Source organism: Pseudomonas sp. 3B-A001-10F (assembly GCF_056313565.1).
The window spans coordinates 16,291-27,386 of record NZ_JBQYFW010000053.1 but is presented as its reverse complement, the minus strand read 5'-3'; the positions used below and the strand labels follow the sequence as shown (position 1 = coordinate 27,386).

13 protein-coding genes are annotated in these 11,096 nt (G+C 59.3%); 3 read left to right on the top strand and 10 right to left on the bottom strand.

Going from position 1 to position 11,096, the window contains the following annotated elements; genetic code table 11:
* Positions 1 to 148: 148 nt before the first annotated feature.
* Together AC0ZWN_RS28010 and AC0ZWN_RS28005 are read right to left on the bottom strand one after the other, a co-directional pair.
* Positions 149 to 1,513 (bottom strand): DNA recombination protein RmuC, encoded by a 1,365-nt coding sequence (locus AC0ZWN_RS28010; protein WP_176091711.1) that lies wholly within the window; start codon positions 1,511 to 1,513, stop codon positions 149 to 151.
* A gap of 175 nt (positions 1,514 to 1,688) precedes the next feature.
* The gene (locus tag AC0ZWN_RS28005; RefSeq protein WP_095051090.1) at positions 1,689 to 2,012 is read right to left on the bottom strand and encodes an SEL1-like repeat protein; all 324 of its coding nucleotides are present in this window, start codon (positions 2,010 to 2,012) and stop codon (positions 1,689 to 1,691) included.
* Between the two features lie 963 nt (positions 2,013 to 2,975).
* Between AC0ZWN_RS28005 and AC0ZWN_RS28000 the strand changes: the two genes are divergently transcribed.
* From AC0ZWN_RS28000 to AC0ZWN_RS27990, 3 genes are all read left to right on the top strand, one after another.
* Positions 2,976 to 3,200 carry a hypothetical protein gene (locus AC0ZWN_RS28000; protein WP_034156218.1) on the top strand — a complete coding sequence of 75 codons (225 nt, stop codon included), beginning with the start codon at positions 2,976 to 2,978 and terminating at the stop codon, positions 3,198 to 3,200.
* Positions 3,201 to 3,474: 274 nt separating this feature from the next.
* Positions 3,475 to 3,957: a hypothetical protein gene (locus tag AC0ZWN_RS27995; protein WP_122597308.1), complete on the top strand. Its 483-nt coding sequence runs from the start codon at positions 3,475 to 3,477 to the stop codon at positions 3,955 to 3,957.
* A gap of 146 nt (positions 3,958 to 4,103) precedes the next feature.
* The gene (locus AC0ZWN_RS27990; protein ID WP_476337589.1) at positions 4,104 to 5,375 is read left to right on the top strand and encodes an OmpP1/FadL family transporter; all 1,272 of its coding nucleotides are present in this window, start codon (positions 4,104 to 4,106) and stop codon (positions 5,373 to 5,375) included.
* A 210-nt stretch (positions 5,376 to 5,585) separates the two neighbouring features.
* Here AC0ZWN_RS27990 and AC0ZWN_RS27985 read toward each other — a convergent pair whose 3' ends face one another.
* The 8 genes from AC0ZWN_RS27985 to cobU all read right to left on the bottom strand — a co-directional run bounded on the left by AC0ZWN_RS27985 (position 5,586) and on the right by cobU (position 11,041).
* Entirely contained in the window at positions 5,586 to 6,146 is a 561-nt protein-coding gene (locus tag AC0ZWN_RS27985) for a glutathione peroxidase (protein WP_427118692.1), read from the bottom strand.
* Between the two features lie 55 nt (positions 6,147 to 6,201).
* On the bottom strand, positions 6,202 to 6,324 hold the full coding sequence (locus AC0ZWN_RS27980; RefSeq protein WP_256573964.1) for a hypothetical protein: 123 nt from the start codon (positions 6,322 to 6,324) through the stop codon (positions 6,202 to 6,204).
* Complete coding sequence (locus AC0ZWN_RS27975) at positions 6,321 to 7,529, bottom strand: MFS transporter (protein ID WP_476337587.1); 1,209 nt, start codon at positions 7,527 to 7,529, stop codon at positions 6,321 to 6,323. Before AC0ZWN_RS27975 ends, AC0ZWN_RS27980 begins: the two co-directional genes overlap by 4 nt.
* Positions 7,530 to 7,582: 53 nt before the next feature.
* Complete coding sequence (locus AC0ZWN_RS27970) at positions 7,583 to 7,987, bottom strand: MarR family winged helix-turn-helix transcriptional regulator (protein ID WP_007919794.1); 405 nt, start codon at positions 7,985 to 7,987, stop codon at positions 7,583 to 7,585.
* 175 nt (positions 7,988 to 8,162) lie between these two features.
* Entirely contained in the window at positions 8,163 to 8,894 is a 732-nt protein-coding gene (locus AC0ZWN_RS27965; protein ID WP_476337584.1) for an adenosylcobinamide-GDP ribazoletransferase, read from the bottom strand.
* A gap of 1 nt (position 8,895) precedes the next feature.
* A complete protein-coding gene (gene cobC, locus AC0ZWN_RS27960; RefSeq protein WP_476337582.1) occupies positions 8,896 to 9,471 on the bottom strand; it encodes an alpha-ribazole phosphatase family protein in 576 nt (191 codons plus the stop codon).
* The gene (gene cobT, locus AC0ZWN_RS27955; RefSeq protein ID WP_476337581.1) at positions 9,468 to 10,523 is read right to left on the bottom strand and encodes a nicotinate-nucleotide--dimethylbenzimidazole phosphoribosyltransferase; all 1,056 of its coding nucleotides are present in this window, start codon (positions 10,521 to 10,523) and stop codon (positions 9,468 to 9,470) included. The genes cobC and cobT overlap by 4 nt, the downstream gene beginning before the upstream one ends.
* Positions 10,520 to 11,041 carry a bifunctional adenosylcobinamide kinase/adenosylcobinamide-phosphate guanylyltransferase gene (gene cobU, locus AC0ZWN_RS27950; protein WP_116256509.1) on the bottom strand — a complete coding sequence of 174 codons (522 nt, stop codon included), beginning with the start codon at positions 11,039 to 11,041 and terminating at the stop codon, positions 10,520 to 10,522. The genes cobT and cobU overlap by 4 nt, the downstream gene beginning before the upstream one ends.
* Positions 11,042 to 11,096: the final 55 nt, after the last annotated feature.

Genomic DNA, 11,096 nt, shown 5'->3' with positions numbered 1-11,096 from the left:
CAAGGTCAGGAGCAAGTCCTGCCTTCAGGAGCGATCGGTCTCCCCCAGAAACACATCTTCGTATGTCCGCACCAGCGAGCTTAGATCTCAATTGACTGGTGTGAGGGCAACATACAAGGAGCTGCCGGAGGCTGCGATCTTTTGATCTTTATTCAGGAAGTTCGACGAGACCATCGACATCGGTCATCGCCCGCTCCAGCAAATCCGCCGGCAAGCTCTTGCTCGCCCGGGCGCCGAGCAATTTCAGCTGCTCACTGCGACTGACCAGATTACCGCGCCCTTCTGTCAGCTTGTTGCGCGCTGAGCTGTAGGCTTTGTCCAGTTGCTGCAGGCGGTTGCCGACCTCGTCAAGATCCTGAATGAACAGCACAAACTTGTCGTACAGCCACCCGGCGCGCTCGGCGATTTCCCGCGCGTTCTGGCTCTGGCGCTCCTGTTTCCACAGACTGTCGATCACCCGCAAAGTCGCCAGCAACGTCGTCGGGCTGACGATGACGATGTTGCGGTCGAAGGCTTCCTGAAACAGCGATGGCTCAGCCTGCAAAGCTGCCGAAAATGCGGCCTCGATCGGCACGAAGAGCAAAACGAAATCGAGGCTGTGCAGGCCTTCAAGACGTTTGTAATCCTTGCCGGCCAGGCCTTTGACGTGATTGCGCAACGACAATACATGCTGCTTGATCGCGATCTGCCCGAGGGTGTCGTCGTCGGCTGCAACGTATTGCTGATAGGCGGTGAGACTCACCTTGGAGTCCACCACCACTTGCTTGTCGCCCGGCAGATAAATGATCACGTCGGGCTGGAAGCGCTCGCCATCCGGGCCTTTGAGGTTGACTTGGGTCTGATACTCGCGGCCCTTCTCCAGACCGGCGTGTTCGAGCACGCGCTCAAGAATCAGCTCGCCCCAGTTGCCTTGGGTTTTCTGGCCTTTGAGGGCGCGGGTGAGGTTGGTGGCTTCGTCGCTCAGGCGCAGATTGAGCGCCTGCAAACGTTCCAGTTCCTTGGCCAGCGAGAAGCGCTCGCGGGCCTCGGCCTGATAACTTTCTTCCACCCGTTTTTCGAAGGACTGGATGCGCTCCTTGAGCGGATCAAGCAACTGCCCGAGCCGCTGCTGACTGGTCTCGGCAAAGCGCTGCTCGCGCTCATCGAAGATCTTCCCGGCCAGTTCGGCAAACTGCGCACGCAGTTCATCGCGCGAGCCTTGCAGGTCGTTGAGGCGTTGCTGGTGGCTTTCCTGTTGCTCGCGCAGTTCGGCGTTCAGTGAAGCGGCTTGTGCGTCGAGGCGGCGCAGCTCAGCTTCCTTGTTCGCGCGTTCGAGGTTCCAGGCGTGGGAGGCATCGCGGGCGTCATCACGCTCGATCTGCAGCAGCTCGACTTCCCGGCGCAGCGCTGCCAGATCAGCCTGCTTGGCGGCGTTGGCCTGGCCGAGATCGGCAACTTCATCGCGGCTGGCGTCGAGCTGCGCGTTGAGTCCGTCCTGCGCCAGTTGCGCCATGGCCAGCCGTTCTTCGAGCAAGGCGACCTCGGCCTGGCCATTGCTCGCCCGGCGTTGCAGTTGCCAGGCCAGCGCCAGCAGTGGCAATCCCGCCCCTGCAAGCCCCAGCAATACGCTGGTCAAGTCCATCGCCATAGCCACTCCCGCCGATCTTATAAAGCCTGAAGGTTAACCAAGGTGTCAGGTCTTGGACAGCTCAGTCTTCGAGCAGACCGAGTTCCTGTTGCGCACGACGGTCACCGGCACGAGCGGCCTGGCGCAGCAGATCCTGACCGATGCGACGATCCCGGGCGTTACCGCACTCACGGCACATCAACTGACCGAGGCGGCTTTGCGCAGCCACCACGCCTTCACGCGCCGGTTGTTTGAGCAAGCACCCTGCGATGTGTTTGGCATTATGACTGTCGCTCAGGCGCGGGCTGTCGAGCAGCCATTCTGCGACGCGAACAGAAAATCGCTTGGGCGGGGTAACAGGAGAAGGTTGTGAGGTAACAGAGTCTGATACTGAGCGAAACTTCATAAAGCACTGTGGGACGAATCGGAAGGCGCGCCACTCTACTCTCTTTTTCTTACAGGTAAAGTCGAAAAACAACCCGGCACGCCCGTCCTAGAGCAAGCGCTCGGGACAATCCACAGAAGCTGTGGATAACTCAGTGGACAACCGCCCTCCAACCGTCGCAAAGCCTTATGGAATGGGGCTCGCAGTCAAACTGACGATTTTTTCACCAACAAAAAAAAGCGATGTTTTTCATTGACTTAAACTTTCGATGCAGGCAGCCAGTGGAGTCAGGATTGGTATGACAGTGCCGTTACAGCTTGCGCAACTAATGTGCACAAGTACCTGTTACCCGGTTATATCGATGCGCTTTTTCGGGTCGTTTTGCTAACCGGTCTGGGGATAAACCGGTCTGGCACGGGACTTGATGAACAAATCTTCACCGACCGACGGTCACTCGCTGCGCCAAATGCGGGCAATTCATCGCCCCCCCAAAGCAGACTCAATCGGCGTCTGCAATGTTTTTCTACACGAAGTTTGCTTTACCCGTTTCGATCCGTTAGTATCCGCGGCGTTAGTACCAAGCTGAAAGTCAATTCCGGTCGAACACATCCCCACGGTCTGCCTTCTTCCAAGAAGCTCTACCGAAAAAAGCGGGAACGACCCCTCGATGGTTTCCAGGTAAATCTTGCGACAACACAGCCTTCCAATGACGTGAAGGGTGTTGCGAAGAACACTTACTCTGACCGAACCAACCTGCAAATTGATCAGGATCTTCACCCCGGGCCCAGAACCTTTGCCCTCGTTGTGATGCCTGCCCTCCTAAGTACCTACCTGCCAGCCCAAGCGCGCCAACTTAATAGCGCTTCAAACTGGCTGCTTTGTTCCAGTCGGGTTCTTCGTTCGACCAATGGTGGTCGACGTTACTGGAACGTTTTAACGTTGCACGGTTCTTATCCGTGTCATTTGTAGGAACACCTAATAACTATGTCTACTCAAATCCATACTCAGGATGCCATTCGCACCCTAACCAACGCTTTTGCACCAATGAACTGCCTGATCATGGCCGCTCGCAAAGGCTGCTTCAGCTTCACACTGGTCAACGAACACGGTATCGCCCGCCACAGCGAGCGTCTGTACCCCGATCAGTACTCCAGCGCCGAACCGCTGCAGGCCGTGATCGACCGTACACGTCAGGCATTGATTGCCTGAGAGCCGAAAAGGCTGCAAAAGCAAAAGCCCCGCACACAATGCGGGGCTTTTTATTGCCTGATGTTTCACTTTTTACCCTTTGCGCTTAAGCACCATCCGATATAACGGTTATAACTCGAAGCCGGAAATATTTTAAAAACAGGCCTTTACGTCGCGAATATGACACTACACTTCAACTCAAGCGGCGTGATCCGCTTGCGGCGAGCCTGAACCGATCCACTGCTGCCAAGCCCCCCTTCAGGACTCGCCATCAATAACAAGAACCGAGGGTTTTATGGGTATCGCTGCCAGCGAACTGTGCCGCTACGTGATCCGCCCTACGCTGATCTATCTGGGACGTCACAGCGCGACTGCCGAATCTCTGCTGCTGGGCATTGCCGCCAGCCAGTCAGCCTTGGGTTCCGCCCTGCACGACCGCCGTGGCCACGGCCTCTACCGGATTGCCGAGCATCGCCATCAGGCCCTTTGGGATGATTATCTGGCACTCGATCCGGAACGTGCCAGCCTGGTTCGCGGCCTCGCCAGTCAGCATGCCTTCCTGACCGGCCCGCACCTGGAATTGACGGTAAATCTGCGTTACGCCACGGCCATTGCCTGGCTGCTGGTTGAAGAACAAAACCCCACCCTCCCCGATTCCAACGATTTGCTGGGAATGGCGCGTATCTGGCGTCAGACCTTTCAACCCCAAGGTCGTCTGCGCGACTTCACTTTTGCCTGGCACACCTGTGTTTCAACGGTGAATCAGGTCGCTTGCTGACCGACCGGTTTCAGAAGATCGCCCAACAGGTCGCGATTCTGGTCGGATTGTCCTACAAAACCGCTCTAACTCAAGGCATACGGACTATAGCGCTGGGACGAAAATGTTGGTAATTTTCGCCCCGGTGATCATCAGGAGTTCTAATAATGAAAAAAGTCATGCTCAAAACCACCCTTAGCCTCGCCGTTACCCTCGCCTCCACCCAAATTTTCGCGGCCGGCTTTGCCCTCAACGAACAAAGCATCAGCGGGATGGGGACTGGTTTTGCCGGGCGATCTTCTTCTGCCGACGACGCAAGCACTGTTTATGGCAACCCTGCCGGCATGTCGCGCATCAAGCGCGAACAAGTGACCGGTGGCGTAGCCGTTGTCGATGCTCACACCGATATCAGCAATGCCAGTTCCAGCCCCAACGGCGGCAGCAACAAAGGCGACATGGTGCCCTTCACCGCTGTACCTATGGGCTTCTACGTCAAACCGATTGATGATCACTGGGCATTCGGCCTTGGCGTTTATGTGCCATTCGGCCTGATCACTGATTATGAAAACGGCTTTGCCGGCCGTTACTTTGGCAGCAAGTCCGAAGTACAAGTGATCACTTTCCAACCGACCGTCAGCTACGCCTTCAACGACAAAGTGTCGATCGGTTTCGGCCCAACCATCAACCGCATTGACGGCGCGCTGGAATCCAACCTGTCGATCTCTCCGGCGTTCCCGGACGGCAAGGTCAAGATCAAGGGTGACGACACCGCGCTGGGCTACAACGTCGGCGTGCTGGTACAAGCCACTGATACCACGCGTCTGGGTCTGACTTACCACTCGAAAGTCGACTACAAGCTCGAAGGCAACACCAAGGTCAACTACGGTGTGCTCGGCGCAATCGGTCTGGGCGCCAACCAGAAATACGACGCTTCGCTGAAGATCACCACGCCTGAATCCATCGACTTCTCGGTCACCCAGGCAATCAACGATCGCTGGAACGTCTATGCCGGTACCACCTGGACCCGCTGGAGCCAGCTGGAAAAAATCACCGTCAAGAACTCCGGGGTACAGCCGTTGCTGGCCGGTCAGTTCGGTTCGATCAACGAAGACCAGAACTGGCATGACTCCTGGGCCTACGCCGTGGGTACGTCGTATCAGTTGAACAAGGAATGGGTATTGCGTACCGGCCTGACGTTCGACCAGTCGCCGACCAATAACGAAGACCGTTCGCCACGTATTCCGACTGGCGACCGCACCATCTTCAGTATCGGTGCCGGCTGGAGCCCGACCGACGACCTGACCATCGATGTCGCCTACTCGTACCTGAAGGAAGAGTCGGTCAAGATCCGCAACGAAAACAACCGTGGTCAGACCTACGATGCCAAGTATGAAAACTCGGCAAACGGTTTCGGTGTCGGCGCTACTTACCGCTTCTGATGCTGCAGAGCGAGGCTAACCCCTCGCCGACAAAAAAGCCCCGCTCTCTTTGCAGAGGCGGGGCTTTTTTGATGCCTTGATTTTGCTCACCACCACAACACACTTCCCGCGTGGGGGCGAGCCTGCTCGCGAAGGCGGTGTATCAACCAATACACCTGTCGACTGGCAGATCTCTTTCGCGAGCAGGCTCGCTCCCACAAAAAAACAGCGCTATGGCTTCAGCGGTTTCGAGGCGATAGCCTTCTCGATCGCGGCGATAAACTCCGGATCATCCGGCTTGGTCAGACTGGAGAAATTGGCGATCACCTTGCCCTGGCGATCGACCACATACTTGTAGAAATTCCACTTCGGCGCACTGCTCTGTGCTGCCAGCACCTGGAACAGATGCGTAGCGTCATCACCACGAACCTTTTGCGGCTCGGTCATATTGAACGTCACGCCATAGTTGGCGTAGCAGACCTTGGCAGTCTCGGCGCTGTCCTTGGACTCCTGTTTGAAGTCGTTGGATGGCACCCCGAGCATTTGCAAACCTTGCCCTTCGTAGCGCTTATGCAGCGCCTCAAGACCTTCGAACTGCGGCGCAAAACCGCAGAAACTGGCAGTGTTGACCACCACCAGCGGCTTGTCGGCGTATTGCTGGCACAGATCAATGGATTCCTTGGCTCGCAACTTGGGTAGCGAGCCTTGCAGCAATTCGGGACAGTCGGCAGCCTGGGCCAGACCAGTCAACGCCATCAGCAACGTGGGAACAGCACACCAGCGCATCAGCATGTCGAGCATCCTTGAGCAGTCGTTCAGGATTCGACGTTACTCGTCATGCCCGCTTCTAGCAAATGCTCATGCCCAACTGCATCAAGGCCAGGCCGCCCTGCTGCCAGCCCCACCACACCAGCGCCAGCACAGCGGCGCCGAGTGCCGTGATGGCCAATCGTCGCCAGAATCGGCTCATGCGGCGCTCGCTGCGGCTTGCAGGCGTGCGACCGGACGCTCGCGCACCGGCCAGTTCAGCGCGGCTGCCAGCAGGCTCAGCAGAACCGCCACTTGCCAGATCAAGTCATAACTCCCGGTTCGGTCATACACCACCCCGCCTAGCCAGCCGCCAAGGAACGATCCCAACTGATGGAAGAGGAACACGATGCCACCGAGCATGGACAGGTTTCGCACCCCGAACAAGGTCGCCACCGTACCGTTGGTCAACGGCACCGTCGACAGCCACAGGAAACCCATGGCCATGCCAAACAGGTACGCCGACGTGGTCGTCACCGGCAGCCACAGGAACAACACGATCACCACTGCGCGCAGCAGATACAACGTGGTGAGCAAGCGCGGCTTGGACATGCGTCCGCCGAGCCAGCCGGCGGTGTAGGTGCCGAAGATATTGAACAGCCCGATCAACGCCAGCACCGTGGTGCCGACACTGGCCGGCAGATGCTGATCGACCAGATAGGCCGGCAAGTGCACACCGATGAACACCACCTGAAAACCGCAAACGAAAAAACCAAACGCCAGCAGCCAGAACCCGGAATGCGAGCAGGCTTCGCGCAACGCTTCGGACAGGGTTTGTTCATGGCCAAGCACCGGCAGCGGCTTGTCCTTGAGCATGCTCACCAGCGGCACGATCAGCGCCACCAGCAAGCCCATTACCAACAACGCCGCCGACCAGCCGAGCCAACCAATCAAGCCGAGGGTACCCGGCAACATGGCGAACTGGCCGAAAGAGCCGGCGGCGCTGGCAATGCCCATGCCCATGCTGCGTTTTTCCGGCGGCACCGCGCGGCCGACGACGCCGAGGATCACCGAGAACGAGGTGCCGGACAGACCAATGCCGATCAGCAGGCCAGCGCTCAGTGATAGCGTCACCGCCGAATCAGACAGGCCCATGCACACCAGACCCACCGCGTAGAGCACCCCACCGACGAGCACCACTTTTGCCGCGCCGAAGCGGTCAGCCAATGCACCGGTAAACGGTTGCGCCAGGCCCCAGATCAAATTCTGCAAGGCAATGGCGAAGGCGAACACCTCTCTTCCCCAGCCGAACTGAGCGCTCATCGGTGACAGAAACAACCCGAAGCCGTGCCGCACGCCCAATGACAGCGCCAGGATCAGCGCACTCCCCAGCAACACCCAACCGCACGTACGCCACATCGATGTCATTGTTATTCTCCGCTTGCGGGTATATACCCGCTTGAGTTTGGAAAAAACCGGCCTCAGGCCAGTTCATCCAGCAATCTGAGCAAGGTTTCACGCTTCTCGGCGCCCAGTCGGTCGATCAACCGCTGCTGCGCTGCTTCCCAGGCCGGCAGTGCCGCTGCCAGGCGTTGCACGCCGGTCTCGGTGAGTTTGACGATACGGTTGCGCATGTCCTCGCCTTCGGCCAGCGCCACCAGCCCCTCGCCTTCCAATACCCGCAGATTGCGCCCGAGGGTGCTGCGGTCCAGACCCATCGCCTCGGCAAGTTCGGAAATGCTCGGTTGATCCAGACGCTGCAGATTGCACAGCAAAGAATACTGGGCAACGTTGATCCCGAAGCCGTCGAGAGCGCCGTCGTAATGCCTGCTGACGCCACGAGCGGCGCGACGCAGGTTGGTGCACAAACACTGAGAAGGAAGCATGATGCGTGTATATACCCGCGACTATGTTAAATCAAGTTACAGATGAGTTTACCCATAACATTTGTGGCGCCTGACACACCGCTATCGCGAGCAGGCTCACTCCTACATTTGCAATGCGATCCCCTGTGGGAGCGAGCCTGCTCGCGAAGAGGCCAGCACAGACAATCCAAAACTGTCAGATCAAAACCAATCCAACCAACACCACCATCTCCAGCAATTCCAGCAACGCCCCCGCCGTATCGCCCGTCGTCCCGCCCAACCGCCGCATCATCACTTGCCGCAGCCAGACAAACACAACGACCGAAATCACCAACGCAACAACGGCGCCAAACCCGGCGATCAACACGCAGCCCAGCGCACTCAAGCCCAGTACCCGCCACCCGGCTTTGCGCGGCAGATGATCCGCCAACGCCTGCCCCAACCCGCCCGCACGCACATACGGCGTCGTCAGAAACAACCCCAACAGCGCCGCCCGCCCGAGCAGCGGCACAATGATCAACACCAGCCCATGCCCTTGCTCGATCAGCGCCAGCAGTGCAGCAAACTTGAGCTGCAACACCAGCACCAGCGTCACTACCGCAATCGGCCCGCTGCGCGGGTCTTTCATGATCGTCAACGTACGCTCGCGATCACCAAAACCGCCGAGCCAGGCATCGGCGCTGTCAGCCAGACCATCCAGATGAAGTGCGCCGCTGAGCAGCACCCAAACCGTCAACAGCAATGCCGCATGCAGCAACAACGGCGCACCGCTCAAGGCGAGATTCAGCGCCCACAGGATCACGCCGAACAGCAATCCCACCAGCGGATAAAACAGCAACGACCGCCCAAGTTGCTCCGGCTCGGGCATCCCCGGCAAGCGGATCGGCAGGCTGCTGAGAAATTGCAGGGCGATCCACAGCGGCAACATGTCAGCGACCTTCCTTGAGTGAACCGTCAACCTCGACCGTCAGCGCAAACATTGCGCCATGCCCGACCTCGACATTGAGCAGTTGTTCGCGTGGCAACCCTCGCGCTTGCGCCAACAGCAGACGCATCACGCCGCCATGACTGATCAGCAAAATCCGCTTCCCGGCGTATGCAGTGTGCAGGTGCGCAACCGCTGCCAACACCCGAGCCGCAAACGCGCTGACCGGCTCACCTTGCGGTGGCGTAAAGGAATACGGATCAGCCCAGAACAGCCCCAAGGCCTCGGCGTCCGTTTCCATCAACGCCGCTGCGCTCTGCCCTTCCCATGCGCCGAAATGCAGCTCCTGCAGATCCTCGTCCAGCTGCACCGGAAGACTCAGCTGTTCGCCCAGTTCGGCGGCGAAGCGCGCACAACGCTGCAACGGCGAACTGACAATCCGCTGCCACGGCCCGCCTTCGACTACCGCCGCACGCATCTGCGCCCAACCCTGTTCGGTCAGCGCATCGTCGAGGCTACCGCGCAAACCACCGCCGAGTTCAGTTTCACCATGACGCAACAGATCCAGTTGCAGGGTCATGCCGGACGATCCGCCACCGCCGCTTCGGCGAACGTCGCCATCTGCCCGTGCAGATCGCAGGCAAGACGCAACAACGGCACCGCCAACGCGGCGCCACTGCCCTCACCCAGACGCAGACCGAGTTCAAGCAACGGCTCAGCTTTCAGCGTTTCCAGCACATGGCGATGGCCCGGCTCGGCGCCCCGGTGACCGAACAACAACCACTCGCGGCAGTCCGGATTCAAGCGCACCGCAACCAGCGCAGCGACCGTGCAGATAAAGCCGTCGACCAATACTGCAACGCCTTCTTGAGCCGCCGCCAGATACGCGCCGACCAGCGCCACAATTTCAAAACCACCAAGATTGAACAGGGTCTGCAAGGCATCGCCACGTTGCGCGACGTGCAACGCCAATGCGCGCTCGATCACTTGCGCTTTATGGCTGACACCTTCGGCATTCAGCCCGGTGCCGGGACCGGTCAGATGTGCCACCGGGCAATCGAGCAAGGCACAGGCCAAGGCGCTGGCGGCGGTGGTGTTGCCGATGCCCATTTCGCCACCGATGAACAACTGTGCGCCTGCGGCTTTCGCCCGCAGCAGACTGTCGCGACCGGCCTGCAACGCCAGCTCGCCTTGAGCCTGAGTTATCGCCGCGCCCCGCACGAAGTTGGCCGTGCCCGGGCCGATATTCAAGTGGCGCACACCCGCCAGGTTCAGCGCTGGATTCACCGTGCCCAGATCAACCACTTCCAGCTGCGCACCGAGCTGCCGCGCCAACACACTGATCGCCGCACCGCCGCTGACAAAGTTGAGCAGCATCTGCCCGGTGACTTCCTGCGGGAACGCCGAAACACCTTCAGCGACCACGCCGTGATCACCGGCAAAAATCGCAATCCAGACCTGCGCCAGCGTCGGTTTGACCTGGCCTTGCAGACCGGCCAGTTGCACCGCAACCGATTCCAGACGCCCCAGCGAACCTGCCGGTTTGGTCAATTGCTGTTGCCGCGCCGTCGCTTGTTCGACGACGTTCAGATCGACCGGTTTACACGGGTTCAGCCACCAGGTTTGAGTCATAACGCAGGTCCTTTCAGAGTCAGGGGCAGGCCGGCGACGGTCAGGACAACACGCTGACAGCGCTCAGCCAGAGCTTGATGCAGCCAACCGGCTTCATCGACGTAGCGGCGAGTCAATTCGCCCAGCGGCACGACACCCATTCCGGTCTCGTTGCTGACAAAAATGATTTCCCCCGGCAGCAAGGCCAGGCAGTCGAGCAGAGCTTCGCGCTCGGCGGCGAGACGTTCGGCGTCATCGAGCATCAGCAAGTTGGTCAGCCACAGGGTCAGGCAATCGACCAGCAGGCAACGCTCGGCGCTGGCGGATTCGCGCAGGACGCGGGCCAATTCGAGCGGCTCTTCGATCAGCGCCCATTCGACGGGACGGCGCGCGCGGTGGTGGGCGACGCGGTCGCTCATCTCGCCATCGAGGGGCTGGCTGGTGGCGATGTAAGTCACCGCCAGGCCGCTATCGCTGGCGAGTTTTTCGGCCAGACGACTTTTACCGGAGCGGGCGCCGCCGAGGATCAGTTGGAGCATGGTTTTATCCACAGAATTATGGGTTGAGGCAACTGGCCCCTTCGCGAGCAAGCTC

Coding starts and splice junctions, on each gene's coding strand:
- AC0ZWN_RS28005 (WP_095051090.1), bottom strand. CDS start 2,012: ATGAAGTTTCGCTCAGTATCAGACTCTGTTACCTCACAACCTTCTCCT.
- AC0ZWN_RS28000 (WP_034156218.1), top strand. CDS start 2,976: ATGTCTACTCAAATCCATACTCAGGATGCCATTCGCACCCTAACCAAC.
- AC0ZWN_RS27995 (WP_122597308.1), top strand. CDS start 3,475: ATGGGTATCGCTGCCAGCGAACTGTGCCGCTACGTGATCCGCCCTACG.
- AC0ZWN_RS27990 (WP_476337589.1), top strand. CDS start 4,104: ATGAAAAAAGTCATGCTCAAAACCACCCTTAGCCTCGCCGTTACCCTC.
- AC0ZWN_RS27985 (WP_427118692.1), bottom strand. CDS start 6,146: ATGCTGATGCGCTGGTGTGCTGTTCCCACGTTGCTGATGGCGTTGACT.
- AC0ZWN_RS27980 (WP_256573964.1), bottom strand. CDS start 6,324: ATGAGCCGATTCTGGCGACGATTGGCCATCACGGCACTCGGCGCCGCT.
- AC0ZWN_RS27975 (WP_476337587.1), bottom strand. CDS start 7,529: ATGACATCGATGTGGCGTACGTGCGGTTGGGTGTTGCTGGGGAGTGCG.
- AC0ZWN_RS27970 (WP_007919794.1), bottom strand. CDS start 7,987: ATGCTTCCTTCTCAGTGTTTGTGCACCAACCTGCGTCGCGCCGCTCGT.
- AC0ZWN_RS27965 (WP_476337584.1), bottom strand. CDS start 8,894: ATGTTGCCGCTGTGGATCGCCCTGCAATTTCTCAGCAGCCTGCCGATC.
- cobC (WP_476337582.1), bottom strand. CDS start 9,471: ATGACCCTGCAACTGGATCTGTTGCGTCATGGTGAAACTGAACTCGGC.
- cobT (WP_476337581.1), bottom strand. CDS start 10,523: ATGACTCAAACCTGGTGGCTGAACCCGTGTAAACCGGTCGATCTGAAC.
- cobU (WP_116256509.1), bottom strand. CDS start 11,041: ATGCTCCAACTGATCCTCGGCGGCGCCCGCTCCGGTAAAAGTCGTCTG.